Source organism: Mycobacterium sp. E2497 (assembly GCF_001668695.1).
Classification (GTDB): Bacteria; Actinomycetota; Actinomycetes; order Mycobacteriales; family Mycobacteriaceae; genus Mycobacterium.
In genome coordinates, this window is record NZ_LZKD01000113.1 from 40,488 (window position 1) to 58,847 (window position 18,360).

Annotated in this window: 17 protein-coding genes; 10 read left to right on the forward strand and 7 right to left on the reverse strand. The window is 63.3% G+C overall.

Translation table 11 applies throughout. The features are described 5' to 3' along the window. The first annotated feature begins 4 nt into the window (after nucleotides 1–4). Nucleotides 5–463: a 50S ribosomal protein L9 gene (gene rplI / locus A5713_RS08740; protein ID WP_068094657.1), complete on the forward strand. Its 459-nt coding sequence runs from the start codon at nucleotides 5–7 to the stop codon at nucleotides 461–463. Nucleotides 464–992: 529 nt separating this feature from the next. Then, the gene (dnaB, locus tag A5713_RS08745; RefSeq protein WP_068094660.1) at nucleotides 993–3,620 is read left to right on the forward strand and encodes a replicative DNA helicase; all 2,628 of its coding nucleotides are present in this window, start codon (nucleotides 993–995) and stop codon (nucleotides 3,618–3,620) included. Nucleotides 3,621–3,696: 76 nt separating this feature from the next. Here dnaB and A5713_RS27445 read toward each other — a convergent pair whose 3' ends face one another. Further along, nucleotides 3,697–4,272: a PaaI family thioesterase gene (locus A5713_RS27445; RefSeq protein ID WP_082972851.1), complete on the reverse strand. Its 576-nt coding sequence runs from the start codon at nucleotides 4,270–4,272 to the stop codon at nucleotides 3,697–3,699. Between the two features lie 303 nt (nucleotides 4,273–4,575). Between A5713_RS27445 and A5713_RS08750 the strand changes: the two genes are divergently transcribed. Further along, the gene (locus tag A5713_RS08750; protein WP_067928353.1) at nucleotides 4,576–5,250 is read left to right on the forward strand and encodes a PadR family transcriptional regulator; all 675 of its coding nucleotides are present in this window, start codon (nucleotides 4,576–4,578) and stop codon (nucleotides 5,248–5,250) included. Here the strand turns inward: A5713_RS08750 and A5713_RS08755 are convergent. After that, a complete protein-coding gene (locus A5713_RS08755) occupies nucleotides 5,247–6,950 on the reverse strand; it encodes a 3-ketosteroid-delta-1-dehydrogenase (protein ID WP_197509479.1) in 1,704 nt (567 codons plus the stop codon). The two genes, A5713_RS08750 and A5713_RS08755, sit on opposite strands and share 4 nt — an antisense overlap. 103 nt (nucleotides 6,951–7,053) lie before the next feature. Here A5713_RS08755 and A5713_RS08760 point away from each other — a divergent pair, with 103 nt between their 5' ends. The 6 genes from A5713_RS08760 to A5713_RS08780 all read left to right on the forward strand — a co-directional run bounded on the left by A5713_RS08760 (nucleotide 7,054) and on the right by A5713_RS08780 (nucleotide 12,530). Then, the gene (locus A5713_RS08760) at nucleotides 7,054–8,196 is read left to right on the forward strand and encodes a Rieske 2Fe-2S domain-containing protein (protein WP_067928358.1); all 1,143 of its coding nucleotides are present in this window, start codon (nucleotides 7,054–7,056) and stop codon (nucleotides 8,194–8,196) included. Beyond that, on the forward strand, nucleotides 8,196–8,483 hold the full coding sequence (locus A5713_RS29120; RefSeq protein WP_082972855.1) for a ferredoxin: 288 nt from the start codon (nucleotides 8,196–8,198) through the stop codon (nucleotides 8,481–8,483). Before A5713_RS08760 ends, A5713_RS29120 begins: the two co-directional genes overlap by 1 nt. Before the next feature lie 140 nt (nucleotides 8,484–8,623). Further along, on the forward strand, nucleotides 8,624–9,130 hold the full coding sequence (locus A5713_RS08765; RefSeq protein ID WP_067928361.1) for an SRPBCC domain-containing protein: 507 nt from the start codon (nucleotides 8,624–8,626) through the stop codon (nucleotides 9,128–9,130). Nucleotides 9,131–9,474: 344 nt separating this feature from the next. Next, nucleotides 9,475–10,602 carry a hypothetical protein gene (locus A5713_RS08770; protein WP_067928364.1) on the forward strand — a complete coding sequence of 376 codons (1,128 nt, stop codon included), beginning with the start codon at nucleotides 9,475–9,477 and terminating at the stop codon, nucleotides 10,600–10,602. 3 nt (nucleotides 10,603–10,605) lie between these two features. Next, nucleotides 10,606–11,388, forward strand: coding sequence for an SDR family oxidoreductase (locus tag A5713_RS08775; protein ID WP_067928366.1), 783 nt, complete (start codon nucleotides 10,606–10,608; stop codon nucleotides 11,386–11,388). Then, a complete protein-coding gene (locus tag A5713_RS08780) occupies nucleotides 11,385–12,530 on the forward strand; it encodes a sulfotransferase (RefSeq protein ID WP_067928369.1) in 1,146 nt (381 codons plus the stop codon). Before A5713_RS08775 ends, A5713_RS08780 begins: the two co-directional genes overlap by 4 nt. A gap of 368 nt (nucleotides 12,531–12,898) precedes the next feature. Here the strand turns inward: A5713_RS08780 and A5713_RS08785 are convergent, their stop codons facing one another. Further along, on the reverse strand, nucleotides 12,899–13,807 hold the full coding sequence (locus A5713_RS08785; protein ID WP_067928372.1) for a hypothetical protein: 909 nt from the start codon (nucleotides 13,805–13,807) through the stop codon (nucleotides 12,899–12,901). Nucleotides 13,808–14,117: 310 nt separating this feature from the next. On the opposite strand from A5713_RS08785, the gene A5713_RS08790 reads away from it, so the two are divergent. Beyond that, nucleotides 14,118–14,717 (forward strand): TetR family transcriptional regulator, encoded by a 600-nt coding sequence (locus A5713_RS08790; protein WP_231980292.1) that lies wholly within the window; start codon nucleotides 14,118–14,120, stop codon nucleotides 14,715–14,717. Between the two features lie 120 nt (nucleotides 14,718–14,837). Here the strand turns inward: A5713_RS08790 and A5713_RS08795 are convergent, their stop codons facing one another. From A5713_RS08795 to A5713_RS08810, 4 genes are all read right to left on the reverse strand, one after another. Continuing rightward, the gene (locus tag A5713_RS08795; protein WP_067928375.1) at nucleotides 14,838–15,914 is read right to left on the reverse strand and encodes a hypothetical protein; all 1,077 of its coding nucleotides are present in this window, start codon (nucleotides 15,912–15,914) and stop codon (nucleotides 14,838–14,840) included. 87 nt (nucleotides 15,915–16,001) lie between these two features. Further along, nucleotides 16,002–16,946: an alpha/beta hydrolase gene (locus A5713_RS08800; RefSeq protein ID WP_067928378.1), complete on the reverse strand. Its 945-nt coding sequence runs from the start codon at nucleotides 16,944–16,946 to the stop codon at nucleotides 16,002–16,004. A 1-nt stretch (nucleotide 16,947) separates the two neighbouring features. Next, on the reverse strand, nucleotides 16,948–17,820 hold the full coding sequence (locus A5713_RS08805) for an SDR family oxidoreductase (RefSeq protein ID WP_067928381.1): 873 nt from the start codon (nucleotides 17,818–17,820) through the stop codon (nucleotides 16,948–16,950). Continuing rightward, nucleotides 17,817–18,302 (reverse strand): nuclear transport factor 2 family protein, encoded by a 486-nt coding sequence (locus tag A5713_RS08810; protein WP_067928383.1) that lies wholly within the window; start codon nucleotides 18,300–18,302, stop codon nucleotides 17,817–17,819. The genes A5713_RS08805 and A5713_RS08810 overlap by 4 nt, the downstream gene beginning before the upstream one ends. Between the last annotated feature and the right edge of the window lie 58 nt (nucleotides 18,303–18,360).

Genomic DNA, 18,360 nt, shown 5'->3' on the forward strand with positions numbered 1-18,360 from the left:
AAAGATGAAGCTGATTCTGACGGCCGACGTCGACCACCTCGGTACCGTCGGCGACACGATCGAGGTCAAGGACGGCTACGGCCGTAACTTCCTGCTCCCGCGCGGTCTGGCGATCGTCGCCTCGCGCGGTGCGCAGAAGCAGGCCGACGAGATCCGCCGGTCCCGGGAAAGCAAGGCGGTGCGCGACCTCGGGCACGCCAACGAACTCAAGACGGCGATCGAGGCGCTGGGCCCCGTCCAGCTGCCGGTGCGGACCGCGGCGGACTCCGGGAAGCTGTTCGGCTCCGTGACCCCCGGCGACGTCGTTGCGGCCATCAAGAAGGCAGGCGGGCCGAACCTCGACAAACGGATCGTCCGGCTGCCCAAGTCGCACATCAAGGCCGTCGGCACCCACCCGGTGTCGGTGCACCTGCATCCCGAGGTCGACGTCGAGGTCGCTCTCGAGGTTGTAGCGGAGAGCTAAGCCTCCGACGTTTGCTCTTTCCAGGCGGCGGCCGTCATCGGCCGCCGCCTGGTTCAGTTGCGCTGCGCGCATGCTTTTCGGTCGCAGCGTCGGCGGTCGCGGACGCACGCCGTAGCGAACTATTGCCGCGGGGTGTTCCGGGGAGCTCATTTACCCTGCCGTAACGCTGCGAAAATGTGGCTGAAAGCCAACACGCCCGACGCAGTAACCTGCGACGACACGCCGTAGAGATTCTTGTCCACACGAAATTCGTGGCGTTACATGGCCCTTATCAGCAGCGATGTCAGAGCCCCTTGAATTCATACACAGGTTCTCCACATCCCACTCAACACAGGTGTCGACGGATATGCACACACGATGCACAGGTTCATGAACAGCGCCCCTTTCACCTCCTAGCCAGCAACGTCTAACGTCGTCCCGTCGCCAGGCGTACGGGCGCGGTGCGGCGAAGGTGTCGGCTCCTTGACTTACGCTGACGAGAGCGGTCTTCGAATGTACGTTCGGGTGCGTAGTAGGGGAGGAGGGGTTCATGGCGGTCGTCGATGACCTCACGTCGGGCATGGATTCGCCGGCCCCCAGTGAGGACTTCGGACGTCAGCCGCCGCCGGACCTCGCGGCCGAGCAGGCGGTGCTGGGCGGCATGCTGCTGAGCAAGGACGCCATCGCCGACGTGCTCGAGCGGCTGCGGCCCGGGGACTTCTATCGTCCCGCGCACCAGAACGTCTACGACGCGATCCTGGACCTCTATGGCCGCGGCGAGCCGGCCGACGCCGTGACGGTGGCCGCGGAACTGGACCGCCGGGGGATGCTGCGCCGCATCGGTGGTGCGCCGTATCTGCACACGCTGATCTCGACCGTGCCCACGGCCGCCAACGCGGGTTACTACGCGACCATCGTGGCCGAGAAGGCGCTGCTGCGCCGTTTGGTGGAGGCCGGGACGCGGGTGGTGCAGTACGGCTACGCCGGCGCCGAGGGCGCCGACGTGGCCGAGGTGGTCGACCGCGCGCAGGCGGAGATCTACGAGGTCGCCGAACGGCGGACGTCGGAGGACTTCGTCCCGCTGGAGGACCTGCTGCAGCCGACGATGGACGAGATCGACGCCATCGCCTCCAACGGCGGCATTTCACGCGGTGTGCCGACGGGCTTCACCGAACTCGACGAGGTCACCAACGGGCTGCATGCCGGGCAGATGATCATCGTGGCGGCCAGGCCTGGAGTAGGTAAGGCACTCGCCTTGGACACCCTGCTGCCCACGCCGACCGGCTGGACGACGATGGGCGACGTCGCGGTCGGTGATGAGTTGCTCGGCGCCGACGGGCGCCCGACGCGGGTGGTGGCCGCGACCGGCGTGATGCTCGGCCGGCCCTGCTACGAGGTGGAGTTCTCGGACGGGACGGTGATCGTCGCGGACGCCGAGCATCAGTGGCTGACCGAAACACGCGCGTCGCGCAAGTCGGCGCAAGCCGCGGCGGTGGGCTACAACCGCTACAAGAATCAGCGCACCTTTGCGGCGGTGCGAACGACGGCTGAGATCGCGGCGAGCGTGCGCTGCGAAACCAAAGACCGGCGCCTGAACCACAGCGTGGTGAACGCGCGTGCGCTTGACCTACCCGACCGCGAATTGTTGATTCCGCCATACACTCTCGGTGCCTGGCTGGGCGACGGAACCAGTGCCGCAGCCCAGATCACCACGGCCGATCCCGAACTCATCATGCGAATCGAAGCGGACGGCGTGGTCGCGGTTCCATCGGAATCCGCTCGATACCGTTATCAGCTCCTTCTGCCGGCGAGCGACGAGCCCGCTCCACGGCAATGCGTGGTGTGCGGGAAGGATTTCGTCCCCCAGACCAGTCAGGTGCGGACCTGCGGGCGGTCATGCGGTGGCCGGGCTCGGTTCGTCTCCGCGCCCGTGCCTAGCCCGACCTGCGTCCGCTGCGCCGGACCATCATCGGGGATGCGGCTGTGCCAGCAGTGCCACGCCGCCGTGGGGACACTGCAGGCGCGGCTGCGCACACTCGGCGTGCTGGGGAACAAGCACATTCCCATGGAGTATCTGCGGGGATCCGAGGCGCAACGGCGCGCGCTGCTCGCCGGGTTGCTCGACACCGACGGAACTGTGACGGCGGGTGGGGCGGTCCAATTCTCCGTCACCAGCCATCGGCTGGCGCTGGATGCCGCCGAACTCATCGTCAGCCTCGGCTATCGCTGCCAAACTTCCACCAAGCGTGTCCGAGGCCGCCGGGAGTCGTCCAGCATCGCTTACACCCTGACCTTCTCCACAGAAGACACCGTATTCGCATTGCAGCGAAAAGCCATCCTGCACAAGGAACGTCGAGCCGCCACCGGCACCGTGCGATCTGGCTCACGCTTCATTGTGGAGATCCGCCCGATCGAGACCGTTCCCGTGCGGTGCGTCGAAGTGGACAACGATAGCCACCTATACCTTGCCAGCAAGGCCATGATTCCGACCCACAACTCGACCCTCGGTCTGGACTTCATGCGGTCATGCTCGATCAAGCACCGGCTGGCCAGCGTCATCTTCTCGCTGGAGATGAGCAAGTCCGAGATCGTCATGCGGCTGCTGTCGGCGGAAGCCAAAATCAAACTCGCCGACATGCGGTCGGGGCGCATGAGCGACGACGACTGGACGCGCCTGGCGCGGCGGATGAGCGAAATCAGCGAGGCGCCACTGTATATCGACGACTCGCCGAACCTGACGATGATGGAGATCCGCGCCAAGGCGCGCCGGCTGAAGCAGAAGGCCGACCTGCGCCTGGTCGTCGTCGACTATCTGCAGCTGATGTCGTCGGGGAAGAAGGTGGAGTCGCGGCAGTTGGAGGTTTCCGAGTTCTCGCGCCAACTCAAGCTGTTGGCCAAGGAGCTCGAGGTTCCCGTCGTCGCGATCAGCCAGCTCAACCGTGGCCCCGAGCAGCGCACCGACAAGAAGCCGATGCTGTCGGACCTTCGTGAATCGGGATCACTGGAGCAGGACGCGGACATGGTCATCCTGCTGAACCGGCCCGACGCGTTCGAGCGCGACGATCCGCGCGGGGGAGAGGCGGATTTCATTCTCGCGAAACACCGTAACGGTCCGACCAAGACCGTCACCGTCGCGCACCAGCTGCACCTGTCGCGGTTCGCCAACATGGCGCGGTAAGCGCTGGCGAGAAGAGCCGGTTTGGATTGAGTGTTGTGCGAGAAGCGTCGGAGGCGCCTTATCGCCAGCGTTCTGCTCACTCCCGCGGATGAATGAAAACCCCTTCTGCTGAGACGGTTACGCCTCCGCTGTCGCTTAGTTGTCCGACGGCAAAGGTCTTGACTCCTTCGACGCGGTCGACCCAGGCCTCGGCGCGGAGAGCCTTTCGTAGCGGGGTTCCTCGGCGGTAGCGCAGGGTCAGCGTCCCGGTGTAGGCGGGCCGGCCCGGCTTGTGGGCGGTAGCGCCGAGTACATGGTCCAACACCATCGCGCAGACACCGCCGTGCACGTAACCCGCAGGCCCCTCATAGGCTGCACCGAGAACAAGTTCCGACCAGACCGATCCGTTTGTCTCGTGAATCACGAGTGGGGGAGCCAACGGGTTGCGGATTCCGATCACCGCATTGCCTGAAGCTGGGCTCTGCCCGTCGGTGCTGGTACGTTCGCCGAATGATCCAGGTATCTGTTCGGCGCTCAGTCGGCTTGTAATAGCGTCGATCTGGGTTGCAATGGAGGCAATAGCGTTGGGCTTCAACTCTGTGCGGATCGTCGCGTCGATCAGGTTGCGCACGGAGATGGCCAGTAGCTCGTATGTCGACGATGGGTCAGTCATCGTTAGGCTCAGATCGCCGGTGTCCGCGGTGCCGCTGGCAAGGCCTTCGCCCTCACTGGAAGCGGACCGCTAGCCGGGGCGCGTCGTCCCCTAGGCGTGGCACGTCGATTGTTGGCGTTGCGGCGGGCGTGGTGCGGACGATGTGCTGCCCAACGGCAGGGACGCTGCGCATGGCATCGACGCCGGCGACTTCGGTGGTCATCGACTAACAGCGTGAAATGGCACGTAGCGGTTCGGGAAGGTGGCGTCCCGTCCAGCGGGCATATCACAGAGACACCTCGGCTGTGCTGTTAATCTGGCAAAATGGCCGAGCCCAGTGATAAGCCGGTGAAGTCGGCACTTGCCGCCACCAGTTGGGCGTTGCTGGGCATGCTGTCTTATGAAGAGGAAGTTTCCGGCTACGACCTGAAAAAATGGATCGACTGGAGCGTTGACCTCTACTACTGGAGCCCGTCGAACAGCCAGATTTACACCGAGCTGAAGAAGCTTCAAGGAATGGGGCTGGTGACCTCACGCATCGAGCGTGACGAGGGCACCCGCAGCCGCCGGCTCTACAAGATCACCGCGGCCGGCTTGGAAGCGGTCACCGACTGGACCAACAACGCCCCCGTGGATCCGCCGGTGCTCAAACACAGTGTGCTGATGCGGGTGACGTTCGGCCATCTGACGACTCCTGCTCGGCTCAAGGAATTGCTCCAGGAGCATGTGGCCTATGCCGAAGCCAGGCATCGCAAAGCTGTCGAGGACGCCGAGGGCGCTGAAGGGGAACCCGCTTGGGCCTACTCGGTGCTCGCGCTGCGCTGGGCGGCCAAGTATTACGCTGCCGAGCGCGAGTTCGCGTTGGAACTGATGAAGGAAATCGACGAGGCCGACGCCTTCATGCAGAAGGCTAAAGGCGGTGCGGGCAAGGTGCGCCCCACGCCCGGCTACTGGCGCGAGGTGGAAAAGCAGGTCCAAGCCAAGCGCCGAGCCGACTAACCGCCACCGGCGGCGTCTCGGGCGGCGATGTAGCCGTACACCAATCCCTGGGCGATTGTCGCGCCCGCGCCGGGATATGTGGCGCCGAACGCGTTGGCGGCGGTGTTACCGATCGCGTACAACCCGGTGATGACGGTGCCGTCTTCGCGCAGCACCCGTGCCCACTCGTCGGCCTTGAGCCCACCGCAGGTACCCAGGTCGCTGAGCACCATTTTCACGGCGTAGAACGGGCCCTTGGTCAGGGGGCGCAGGTTGGGGTTCGGCGTTATCGTCGGGTCACCGTAGTAGCGGTCGTAGGCGCTGCGGCCGCGACCGAAGTCGGGATCCTCACCTAGAGCGGCGCTTTCGTTGAAGCGCGTCATGGTCTGGTTGAACGCTGATGTGGGAGCGCCGATCCGAGCGCCGAGTTCGCGCAGGCTGTCGGCGCGCACCGCGATGCCCGCGTCATACCAGGTCTGTGGAATGGGCATCCGCGGAAACAGTTCGGCGCCAAAGACATAGCTGTTGCGGTATTGCTGATCGAAGATGATCCACATCGCTTCTACCGGTTGCCCGGACTGCTCGAGTTCGAGCAATCGCTGACCGAACGACATGTAGTCGGCCGACTCGTTGGCGAATCGATGCCCATTTTGGTTGACGATGAGGCAGCCCGGAAGTGATCGCTCTGCGAGCATGACCGCGGGCGCCTTGCCCGGTAGCGGCGCGATCGCGGGAAACCACCAGGCCTGGTCCATCAGATCGATGTCTGCGCCGAGTTCTTGGGCGACGCGGATCCCCTCGCCGGTATTTGAGTCGGCGCCCAGGCTGACGTTGGGGTCTAGTGACTCGGACTGAAATTTCCAGCGCATCTCCATGCAGTGGTCAAAGCCGCCGGTGGCCAGCACCACCCCGTGCCTGGCCGTGATGGTCACTTCACCGCCACCATTGCCGACAACCGCCCCGCTGACGCGGTCGTCGTCGCCGACCAGACGCAACAAGGTGGTGTCGGTCCACACCGGGATCTGAGCCCGCAACACACCGGCGAAGAGGGCGGCGGCCAGGGCTTGGCCGCCCGCGGCGTAGTGCCGGCCAAGCAGGCGGCCGCCGATACCCTGGGCCACTCGCTTCGCCAGGGTCGGAATTCCCTTGCGCGGCACCCGCGCAACCAAGTTGAGCCAACGATAATCCGCCCCCGTTGTCGGGATGGAGAAACCGGACTCCATGACCCCGGGCCGCAGCCGGCCGCGATATTCGCCCAGGACGGCAGTGTCTAGGGGCCGGCACTCGCAGGTACGCCCAGCTGCGCTGCCGCCGGGCTCTTCGGGGTGGTAGTCGGAGTATTCCCGGGCCCAGAACAACCGCATCGGAGTCGTTCGCTCCAGCAGCTCGACGGTCGCGGAGAGATTTGTCAAAAACCCCGCGGAACGCGGAGGCGGGGCTGAGCCCGCAACAACGGAGTCAAGATAGGTGGCGGCGCGCTCGGCGGTGTCGTTGGCACCGGCCCGCTGCAGCACTGGGCCCGCGGGCAGCCACAGCGCGCCACCGGAACGTGCGGTCGAACCACCCACGTACGAGGACTTCTCGACAATCAGCACGGAGAGCCCCCGGTCGTGGGCGGCGAGTGCTGCGGCCATGCCGGTTCCCGAACCGATCACGAGTAGGTCCACCGTCGTGTCGGACACGGGAAGTCCAGCAGGAATCGTCGTGCTGTGCGTTGTCACGCCTGGGAACGGTAAGCGGCCGGGCTGCTCAGCGGGAAGAGGCGTCCTGATCAGTGGAACACGTGCCCTCCACGTGCCGGTCAGTCGGGGTTGAATGGCGCCCATGAATTCGCAGTCCGAAGCCGGCGAAGTTCGGCTGATCGAGGCCGACGCTGCCCCCACGCGATTCGCCCGCGGCTGGCATTGCCTGGGTCTGATCAAAGACTTCAGTGACGGCAAACCGCACGCGATCAATGCTTTCGGCCAGAAGCTGGTGGTGTTTCGCGGCGGTGACGGGCAGGTCAATGTCCTCGACGGCTACTGCCGCCACATGGGAGGTGACCTGTCGCAAGGTGAAGTCAAGGGCAACGAGGTGGCGTGCCCGTTCCATGACTGGCGCTGGGGTGGTGACGGGCGCTGCAAGCTGGTGCCCTACAGCAAGCGCACACCCAAGCTGGCCCGCACCCAAGCCTGGACCACCCTGCAACAGGACGGCATGTTGTTTGTGTGGAACGATCCCGAGCGCAAACCACCCCCACCTGAGGTCGCGATCCCACGCATCGAAGGCGCCACCAGCGACGAGTGGACCGATTGGCACTGGTACACGACCGTCGTGAACACCAACTGCCGTGAAATCATCGACAACGTCGTGGACATGGCCCACTTCTTCTATATCCACGGCTCGCTGCCCACTCATTTCAAGAACATCTTCGAAGGGCACGTGGCTACCCAGTACATGAACAGCGCGGGCCGACCCGACCTGGGCGGCGCAGAAGGTCCTCAGCTGCTCGGCACGACATCGGTGGCGTCCTACTATGGCCCGTCTTTCATGGTCGACGACCTGACTTATCACTATGCGGATGGTGACCACCACACCGTCTTGATCAATTGTCATTACCCAGTTGACGCGAATTCCTTTGTGCTGCAGTACGGCATCATCGTCAAGAAATCCGAGGCGCTTCCCGATGATGTCGCGGTGCAGACCGCGGTCGCCCTTGGAGACTTCGTCAAACTCGGTTTCGAACAAGATGTGCAGATCTGGCGGCACAAGGCGCGCATCGATAATCCGCTCTTGGTCGAAGAAGACGGCCCGGTTTACCAACTGCGCCGATGGTATGAGCAGTTCTATGTCGATGTCGCCGATGTTCGACCAGATATGGTGGACCGCTTCGAATTTGAGCTGGACACCACCCGCCCGTACGAGGCGTGGATGAAAGAGGTCGAGTCCAATATCGCTACGCAGGCGACCGCCAAAGACCCGGTGTGATGACTCCGGCGTCGTCTGCCAGGGAAGACAATCGCCTTGCCGACATGCCTATGTTCCCCGTGGCATGTCGACGCTGTCGAGCGCGGGTGCACGTCCGTAAAAGCAGCTGGAACCAGACGAGCGTGCAGTGGACAGCCTCGGCCCTGGCCCGCTGTGAGGAGAGATCGGCCGCCACGCAACTGGCCCCATACGGCGGATGCAATCTGTTCCTGTCATGCTCGGCTCTGACCGAGTCGATCGTCGACGCCGTGCGAGCGGGGACGCTACCGGTGGTCGATGGCGGGTGAGGCGGAACCCTTTGGTGGTCCAGTGGCGAATGAGAGTTGAGTGGTGAACGCGCGTCTGAGGGAGCGCGCCCCATGCCAGCATTTCGACTTATCGCGTCGGCGCGGTGCGCCGTTCATGCCCCACTCATCAGAGAGGTTCCATGACGGATCTGCTAATTCCAGAGTATGACCCGAGCACGCTTGTGCGCTCCATCACCGTAGAGATCGAGGCGCCGCCGGCTGTGGTGTGGGAAGTCCTTCTAGACCTCGACAATTACGGACGGTGGAATCCGTTTTGCGTAGCCGCCAAATCAGCACTCGCAATGGGCTCTGCGGTCGAGATGGTTCTCGCCGGGAAATACTCTGGCACTAACGGCACGTGGCTCCACACCGAATACGTGTGCGCGATTGTCCCGCAGCGTTTGCTCTCCTGGGAGCAGCGAGCGACAGCAGAGTCTCCGTACGCCGCGCGGCGCGACCAGATTATCGAGCCGTGGGGAGACCTCGGGTGCCGCTACTACTCCACGGATGCATTCCTAGGACAACACGCAGCCCAAGTCATGACAGACACCGGCAGCTGGGTGAAGCGAGCTTTCGACGACACGGCGCTTGCCCTCAAGCAGTACAGTGAGCGCGGATACAGGTCGCGCACCAGTGCAGCGAGCTGACGCCCCTCACCACCCGACGACTTCGGGCAGCGCAGTCCAGATGTAGCGCACCGACTGCGACATGAGCGATGTGGGACTACCCTCTGCGTAAAGTGGCTCGCGCGCATGAATCTCCGGCGGCGGTTAGGCAACCGTCTGTCGAGGGGCCGGAGAATAACGCAAGCAGCAGACCAGGTCATGATGACAGGTACATCCGTTCCGGTTTCTCGGCCGGTGACAAGCGGGCAATCAGGTCGCCGTCTGCGGGCGCAAACCCAAAAGTTGGTCAGCCCGGGCCGCAAAACCCTCCCGGAGAGTGGGCGGCCCGCGCGCTAGGAGTACGCCAGCAGCCTACGGTCAAAACCGTGTTCTCCCAACCGTTATTAGGCGCGATAGCCGAAGCTGAACAGTTGATTGCGGCAGCTCCGCATGCAGAGAGCGATGCCGATCTGGCCGAGGGCCTGGGATATCTGGCGGGCGGCATCGTCGCCTGCACTCACCTAGCGTTCAACCTAGACACGGACCATCCGTATTTGTTCACGGGCACTGGTCCGTTCAGCAAGATGGGCCTGGACAACCCAGATACCCTGTACTTCGGCGCCAAAATGGTTGCTGGCTTTGAATATGTGATCGCCGGCGTCCGCGGCACCACCACGGACCTGAGCTTCCAATATCTCGCCGGCGAGTACACCGACGACAGTGTGCCGGAAAGCGAAGTGGCCTTTGATGATCGCCAGCTCGACATCGCCCCCGACGGCAGTTTTGAATGGCGGTTCACTCCGAAACGATCCGGACAGCTGGTGATCCGCGAAGTGTATGGCGACTGGGCCCAGCGGCGTGGATCGGTCACCATACACCGCGCCGACACCTCCGGCGGCTCTCCAGCTCGGCCGACCTGTGCGGACGTCCACGAGCATTTCGCCAGCGCCGCATCGGCATTGGTTCAGCGGGTGAAGACCTGGCTGCAATTTCCGCAATGGTTCTATCTCAACCTTCCGGTGAACACACTGGTCGCCCCGCGCGTCACCCCTGGTGGGTTGACCACCCAGTACTCCTCCGCCGGACATTATGAACTGGCCCCGGACCAGGCCATGATCATTACAGTCCCGCTCAGTGACGCCCCGTATCAGGGCTTCCAGCTGGGCAGCATGTGGTACATCTCGCTCGATTACATCAACCACCAGACCTCACTGAACGGCGCCCAGACGCAAGTTGATCCCGACGGCAAGATGCGCATTGTGGTTGCGGAACAGAACCCGGGACTGACGAATTGGGTTGAGACACTGGGCCACCGACGTGGTTACCTACAGTTTCGGTGGCAACGGTTGTCCCGCCAGATGGGCCAAGCGGACGCACCTACCGTCGAGGTGGTGAACTTCGACGCGATACCCGACACACTTCCCTATTTCACTCATAACGAGATCTCCGAGGCGGATTGGCGTGAGCGGATTGCCCTTCGACAGAAGCAGGTAGCCCAACGAATGCTGGGTTGATCGATGCCAGGGCTACTACAGGACAAGGTCATCGTGTTCAGCGGCGTCGGACCCGGCCTCGGTACCACTCTCGCCCGACGGTGCGCCGACGAAGGCGCCGATCTCGTCTTGGTGGCACGAACGCCCAGCCGACTTGAGGCGGTCGCCGAGGCTGTCACCGAAGTCGGCAGGCGCGCGGTACCTTTCGCTGCCGACCTCACGGTGGAGGACGACGTGAACCGACTTGTCGGTGCCGCGGTATCGGCCTACGGCAGGGTCGATGGCCTTGTCAACAACGCATTCATCTTCCCGTCGATGAAGCCTTTCGCTGAAACCACATTCACGCACATCCGAGATTCCGTGGAACTGACCGGCCTCGGAGCGCTCAGGGCGATTCTGGCTTTCTCACCCGCTCTTGCGGCTTCTGGCGGAGCAATTGTCAACCTAAGCTCGGCGGTCATCAGGCATTCCGATCCGCTATACGGTCCGTACAAGCTTGCGAAGTCAGCGTCGCTGGCGATGTCACAATCGCTTTCCAGCGAGCTTGGCGGCCTGGGGATACGGGTGAATTCCGTAGCACCGGGCTACATCTGGGGGCAGGTGCTTCGCGAGTACTTCGAGGCTCAGGCGCGCGAGTCCGGCTTCTCCGTGGATGCGGTCTATGCGGCCGTCGCCGAGAAATCCGACTTGAAGCGACTGGTCACCGAGGACGATGTCGCCTCGGCAATTATCTTTCTGCTCAGCAACATGGCCGGCGGCATCACCGGACAGACCCTTGACGTCAATTGTGGGGAGTTCAAGGCATGACAAAGGCAACCGTCGTCGGAACTGTGGACGAGCTGTGCGCTGAAGCGATCCAAAGAGCTGGGCACAGCGACTTCGGAGCCGATGACGACAATTTCCGCGAAGCGCTCAGCGTGCTACTTGACTCGTATGAGCGCGAAGCGGGCTTCACGCCATTGGGTGCCACCATGACGCGGCACTACCTGCTGGGCGGCTTGGTGGCAAGGCTGCTGAGCGAGGCGGCATGGAAACGCTACCCCTCGCACGCGAATGTCTCGATTGAGCGCCCCATCTTCGTCACCGGGTTACCGCGGACCGGAACGACTGCCCTGCACCGTCTTCTGGGCGCCGACCCCGCCCACCAGGGATTGGAACTGTGGCTGGCGGAGTACCCCCAGCCGCGGCCACCCCGAGAAGACTGGGATAGCTACCCGGAGTATCGCCAGCTGCAGGCCTACTACGCGAAGGCGCACCGGGAGAATCCGGAGTTTCTCGGCTTGCACTACATCGCTGAGGACGTCCTCGAAGAGTGCTGGCAATTGCTACGGCAGTCGGTCCATTCGGTGTCGTATGAATCATTGGCGCACGTGCCCACCTATGCGCAGTGGCTATCGAACGAAGACTGGGCACCGGCGTATCGCCGGCACCGCCGGAACCTCCAGTTGATTGGACTCAACGATGTCTCAAGACGTTGGGTGCTGAAGAACCCCAGCCACCTGTTCTCGATCGACGCGATCTTCGAGACCTATCCGGACGCGTTGATCGTGCAGTGCCATCGTCCACCCGAGACGCTGCTACCGTCCATGTGCTCGCTTGCGGAGCATTCCACCAAGGGTTGGTCGAACACCTTCTCGCGGGAACAAATCGGGCATGACACTTTGGACACCTGGGCGCGCGCCATCGAGCGGTTCACGAGCGGTCGCGCCAAGCACAACCCGAACCAGTTTTGCGACGTCGACTACTTCGATTTCGTTGCCGCTCCGGTAGACACCGTGCGAAGCATCTATGAGCACTTCGGGCTGCCGTTGACCGAGGAGGCCGTATTGGCCATTGGTTCGGCTCACGAAGAGAGTCAGCTCGACCATCGTGCACCCAAGCACCGATACTCGCTGGACGACTACGGACTAACCCCCGACGCGGTCAAGGCGCGGTTCGAGCACTGGTGACGATTGATCGCTAGCCCGGACCCATAGCTGACAGATCGTTCCGGGGACATCCCTGACACGCTCTGAAAGTGAGAGTGCTGAGCGTGAACGAACCGTCCTTACGCTCAACCCCGTAAGCACTTGCTCAGCTTTCGACCCGAAAAGCTGCTCAAAGTTCGACCGGGGCCGGCACTGAACTGCGTCGTCGCCTATCCCGCGACACCGTGGACTCGTTAGGTGCTGAGCCCCTGCGAACCGATTGCTGTCGAGCGAGTGTTGTGTGTGTCGAGTGGATTTGGGACGGATTGAGTCTCCGGTCGTGCCATACGGGCCGTTCATGGTCGGGCCCCGCAACTCCTGGCCGAGGAGATCCCGGGCCACGCCGCTTCCTAGGTCGATGACACCGGCATGATCGGGATCTTCTTCATCGCGCTGGCCCGCGGATCAGGGGCAGCGGCGGCCGCCTTGTGGTTTGCTTCACCGCGCGTGTACGTCCACACGCAGAAGGGTTCTCCTTGGGCAAACTTGAAATCCTTTGGCGGCAAGTTGATGTCGAGTTTGCACCCGGGAAAGAACGGGGCTGAGATTCGCTGCTCAAAAGTGCAGTTCATCCAGGCCCGTGCCGGTGGGTAGAGGCCTTCGTCGGTGTACTTCTGTAGTACTTCGCACCGACGCATGTTCAGCACCACGTGATCAGGGTTGTACACGATGTACTCGCCGCCGTACCCGAGCGTGCCATCGATGCTCAGGCAGGCCAACTTGAGAAAGTCCACGACGTGCACTGGCTCGATCTTGAACACTCGGGCCAGCTTGGGGTATTGGTAATCGATGATGAGTTGATACATGTCGGGAAGCCCGAGCCAGACCTCCTCCTCAGGGAGGATCTTGGTCCACTGGTCGATGAAATAGTTGTGTCCTTTGAGGTACTGGTCCCAATAGGTTTTGATCAGACGTATCAGGGCCGGCTTGGTCAGGTCCTCAGTCTGCACATCAAAAGGAATCGCTTGGTATTGAGCGTTTTTCCAGTCCCAACCCGGAGGGGCGATGTAGCGCCCCATCGGCATCACTTGGCGCATCCCCGCCCGCGACAGCTCCGCGGCGACATCCATGGCGGCGCTAATGCCAACCTTCTCCGAATAGATCTTGACATGGGCGTAGGGCATGAAGTTCAAGACGTCTTCGAACACTCGCGCTAGGCCCATGAGGAAGTCGCGGGAAAAGTCTTGGACGTTGCCGACCTTACCCATGAAGTCATGGGTGTAGTCGTCGTAGTTGAGTTCTTCGGTCTCAATGGTCATCGGGGCTTCTCCTCAATGGGCTCGGCTGGTGGTCGTGACCTCGTTGGCCGCGTGGTTCAGCCCTCCTGGGGACGGGTCATCGCTATCTGTCAACGGGCCACTGCTTGGCAGCACGTCACCCCGCTGTCGTGTCAGATCACGCCATGAATGGCAGAATCTGACAATCCCGAGGCTAGTCCGCAAGAGGTGTGCGTCACCATCGCGATCCCGCTCAGCGGGATGCCGTCGCAGGTCCGAGCACATAAGTCAAGGGGTATTCGCGGTTAGGATCGACATGCCGTCAGTGTGGCGAGGAAGTGAGGTAAGGCTGGTGAGCAGTCCGGCGACGCACGCGGAGCGTCGCGCCGAGGACCTTCGGATGCACATCGCGCTAGCTGCCCGCGACACGTTTCTCGCCGACGGGTCTACCTCGGCGACCGTCGAGCGGATCTGCGAAGCGGTGGGCATTGCGCCGCGGACGTTTCACCGGTACTTCCCGGTCAAAGAAGACGTCGTTATGCCGCTATTCCGTGAATTCGGTAGGCTGAGCATCGAGATCCTGCATGACGCAGCACCGGACAGCGACACCGTCGAGGTCCTCGTTGCGGCATTCAGCACCGAAGTTCCCCGGCGGGGCCGGATGGAGATCGATCGCAGGTTCATGGCGATGATGATCAGCGATCCCCAATACCGATTACGGTGGCTGGACTGGGGACAAGACCTTGTCGTTTCCATCACCGAGTTCCTTGCCGCCCGGTTCGATCTAGGCGATGACCCATTCACCCGAGAGCTGCCTGCCCAGCTGGTGGTTCAAGCGTGTCGGCACGCCTACGTCCACTGGGTCCAGCACGGCGATTTCGCCGCCCTGCAATCCGCGTTGCGATCCGCCATGCAGATGATCGTAGGAACGCTAGCGTGCCCGGGCGTCTGAGCCGCAGTTCACGGTCGGTCGATCACGATAGATCCAACGTGGTGTGGCTCTCGGGACATTTCGTTGTCCCACCACCCCGGGATTCGCCGAAATGATCCTTGATGCTGCGCCTTTCGGTGCTTAAGCCAATTGGAACGCACTCAGTGGCGCTTCTTCTGGATAGGTTGTCGGTCCGCCGAGGTCGTAGGCAGCGTTAAGGGCGGCGATGAACGCCGGGTCGTGCAGGGGATCGCTGGGAGTGTCGAGCTTGATGCCTTTGCCCTTGAGGTCGTCGATCATCATGCCGATGGCCCGTTCGATCGTGATGTCGTCGGAGCCGTCCATGTTCTTTTTGAGTTCCTCGAAGTCGGAGAACACTTCGGCGGACCAGTGCACCAGGAAACGCAATTCGTCGGTGTGGTGGCGGGAGATGACGTCGTCGCCATTCTTCAGAAGCCAGTGGTTCGGGTCGGCCGGGTCGCCGGCGAAGACGGTGTCAAAGGCCAGCCCCGGCGGAATCTGTTGTTCCAGCGGCCCGTTGGCTTCTCCGCGGTGCACCATCATCTCGTTCTGAACGACCACTCCGCGGTTGTTGATCGGCGGCAAGACCCGGGAGGGGGCCTTGAGTGGGCCGTCGGGCCAATAGGTGAAGCCAGACCCCTCGTCGAGGGAGAACCAGGTGATGACTTGAGCCATTTTGATGAGGTAGTCGGTGAACAGGCCCGACTTGCCCATCACGCTGCACAGCCAGGTGGGGGCGTTCTCGTGGCGTACGCCGCGAAAGCTCGGCGAGTCCAGATGGCCGGGATCGCGGTTGGCGCAGGGGCCGTTGATGTTGAACAGCATCATCTCAGGCTTGGCGTACTCGGCGTTCCAGTAGCTCTTGGCGTGCTCGAGGAACGTGGCGTTGTAGAAGCAGTCGTGCAGCTCCGGGTAGAGGACGGCCCCGTAGTTGGCCAGGTAGCCGCGGAATGTCGGCGTCAGAAAAAGGTCCAGCGACGGAGTGAATCCCTCGGGGAAGGCGCCGCTCATGGTGGCCATCAACTCGTCGGCCGACGCGAAGTGCTGGGCGATGATCAGCTTCCACGGACCGTGCGCGTGTACGACATTGAGCAGCCGCTCGCGTTGGTCGGCGGTGTAGACGTTGTCGATTTCGCGCGGCGGGGCGGCGGGCCGCAAAACGTTGGAAAGCTCCATCCGGCGCTCATCGGTGAGCATCAGCGGTCTCCTTCTGCATGTTTGGATTGATGTGATTGTCTCCGGCACCGTCGACGTACGGTCGATGCGTGTCCGGTGATCGGGACGTCAAAATGGGAGCGGATTGGCGAACTTGGCGCCCAATACGGCGCCGATCTCGGCGATGGCCAGCCGCCCGCGGGCGGTCGCGTCGGGGTACATGAGGAAGCCGTGGTACATGCCCGGATAGCGGACGAGGGTGGTCTGAACTTCGGCGTCCCGGAGCCGGACCGCGTATCGCTCACCCCAGTCCCGGATCGGGTCGCAGCCGGCGGTGACCACGATCGCGGGCGGCAGCCCCGAAAGGTCGGAGGCGTAGGCGGGAACCAGGTACGCCCCCTCGGGCGGCCCGGCGTCTCCGTCGGCAAGTGCGTGCATGTAGTCGATGTCGTCGCGGGTGAGCAGTGGCGCGTCGGCCAGCGAGGCGACCGACGGGGCCGTCATGTCGCGATCCAGGCCCGGGTACAGCAGCACCTGCGCGCAGATCGCCGGACCGCCGCGGTCACGCGCGGCCAGTGCAACCGCGGCCGCCAAAGAACCTCCGGCGCTGTCGCCGACCACTGCGAGCCGGCTGGCGTCGACACACAGATCCACGGCTCGGCGCGATACCCATTCAGTGGCGGCATAGGCGTCGTCGAACTGCGCCGGTGGTGCCGCTTCGGGGGCCAGGCGGTAGTCGATGGCGACGACGGTGGCCATGGACGCCGAGGCGAGCGCGCGGGCCAGCGGTTCGAACGAGTGGTTGGATCCCATGACCAGGCCGCCGCCGTGGAAATACACCAGCACGGGTGGGCGGGAATCTGTGGCGGGACGATAGATTCGCGCGGGTATCTGCCCGGCGGGCCCTGGGAGGGTCGTCTCGGTGATGCTGTCCATCTGTGGCATTGCCTCGGGCAGCGGCGCGGATTCGATCGCGGCCCGCACCGCGGAGAGGCCGCGTTGGCGCATCGGCGGGATGGTACCGAACGATGCTACTCGGGCGGCGGCGTCGGGATCCAGCGGAGGAGTGGGCACGCTAATGCCGCGCGGGGTCGAACCGGCGCTCGGTCCGCAATACCGGAGCATGTTGGGACGCAAGGATGTTGGCGCGCTCTTGCATCGCCGACCGAACATAGTCGGGGTGGGTGAGCAGATAGAAGCCGCCTTGAGCGGCTTGCTCGAAAACCACCGCGGCAGCTGTCAGCGGGTCCATCGCGTCGGCCTTCAGGTCGAGCATGGCCGTACGGTGCGCCTCCGCGGCCGCAACGTCGGTGGCCTCAGTGGAGTCGACGCCGCCGGCTGATTCGAAAATGTTGGACAGGACCGGGCCGGGCAGCACGGCCTGGACGTGAATGTGGTGGTCGTGCCCGCTGGACTGTAGTTCTAGGTTGAGACACTCGGTCATCGCCAGTACGGCGTGCTTGCTCACGATGTAGGGCGTTTGCAAGGGCATCGCGACGACCCCACCGACCGACGACACATTCCACACCCACGCCTGCTCTGGGGTGGCCATCATTGGCGGCAGGAATGCGCGGATGCCGTAGAAGACCCCGCTGATGTTGATATCGACGATCCGCTGCCAATTGGCTACCGGGGTGTCCCACAGGTAGCCGAACTGTTCAATTCCGGCGTTGTTCACCAGCAATCGCACCGGACCGACGTCACGGATGGTCGTGTTGGCAAGCTCTTGCACGGCGACGGGATCGCGTACGTCACACACCATGTCGACCGCGGTGCTCCCCGTGGCGGTGAGCTCCTCGCGCAGGGCGGCGATGCTGTGCGCATCGACATCGGCGAGCACCACGGTCATGCCCAATGTGCTGGCGTAGCGGGCCATGCCGGCGCCGATCCCGGAGCCGGCGCCGGTGATGACGGCAACCCCGCCAGAGAAGAGCTCTTCAACGGTCATGGTTGCGACGCGGTGGCAGTGCCGCTGTGCAGTTCGGATAGCAGCACGGAGTTGGTGGCATCCAGCACGACGTCCATATCGGTGAACTCCAGCCCATTGGGGCCGCGGCGCACGCCGACGTTGACCACTCCGCTGGACACCGCGAACGGCACGAAGTTGGCGATCTGGTTGACGAAGATGTAAAAGCGGGCGCGGGTTACGCCGCTATCGGTGCCGGTGCGGTGCACGTTGGTCGCGTGGTGACGCAGCGGGTAGGGGCTTTGCTGGCGATGCTCGGATAGCCACTCGATAACCGCGTCACGACCGTCGAGTTCGGGCGACATCAGCTCCTCGAAAGGACTGGCGCCACTGTCGCTTCGGGTCAGGTAGTGCACATCGTGGGCGTAGCTGGCGGCCAGCTCGTCATAGTTGGCTTCGTCGTAGTGGTACCAGAAGGCGGCGATGAACTCCTGCAGTTCCGACAGCGTGATGTCGTTGCTCATGCCCACAGTCAATCCCGGCTGTGTCCCCGCTAACACCCCGACGCCCGTTGAGTGGAAC

Excerpts from the sequence above, each read along its gene's own strand:
- A5713_RS08810 (WP_067928383.1), bottom strand. The coding sequence starts at position 18,302 with ATGAGCAACGACATCACGCTGTCGGAACTGCAGGAGTTCATCGCCGCC.
- A5713_RS08780 (WP_067928369.1), top strand. The coding sequence starts at position 11,385 with ATGACAAAGGCAACCGTCGTCGGAACTGTGGACGAGCTGTGCGCTGAA.
- A5713_RS08765 (WP_067928361.1), top strand. The coding sequence starts at position 8,624 with ATGACGGATCTGCTAATTCCAGAGTATGACCCGAGCACGCTTGTGCGC.
- A5713_RS08805 (WP_067928381.1), bottom strand. The coding sequence starts at position 17,820 with ATGACCGTTGAAGAGCTCTTCTCTGGCGGGGTTGCCGTCATCACCGGC.
- A5713_RS08785 (WP_067928372.1), bottom strand. The coding sequence starts at position 13,807 with ATGACCATTGAGACCGAAGAACTCAACTACGACGACTACACCCATGAC.
- A5713_RS29120 (WP_082972855.1), top strand. The coding sequence starts at position 8,196 with ATGACTCCGGCGTCGTCTGCCAGGGAAGACAATCGCCTTGCCGACATG.
- A5713_RS08775 (WP_067928366.1), top strand. The coding sequence starts at position 10,606 with ATGCCAGGGCTACTACAGGACAAGGTCATCGTGTTCAGCGGCGTCGGA.
- dnaB (WP_068094660.1), top strand. The coding sequence starts at position 993 with ATGGCGGTCGTCGATGACCTCACGTCGGGCATGGATTCGCCGGCCCCC.
- A5713_RS08750 (WP_067928353.1), top strand. The coding sequence starts at position 4,576 with ATGGCCGAGCCCAGTGATAAGCCGGTGAAGTCGGCACTTGCCGCCACC.
- A5713_RS08795 (WP_067928375.1), bottom strand. The coding sequence starts at position 15,914 with ATGCTCACCGATGAGCGCCGGATGGAGCTTTCCAACGTTTTGCGGCCC.
- A5713_RS08760 (WP_067928358.1), top strand. The coding sequence starts at position 7,054 with ATGAATTCGCAGTCCGAAGCCGGCGAAGTTCGGCTGATCGAGGCCGAC.
- A5713_RS27445 (WP_082972851.1), bottom strand. The coding sequence starts at position 4,272 with ATGACTGACCCATCGTCGACATACGAGCTACTGGCCATCTCCGTGCGC.
- rplI (WP_068094657.1), top strand. The coding sequence starts at position 5 with ATGAAGCTGATTCTGACGGCCGACGTCGACCACCTCGGTACCGTCGGC.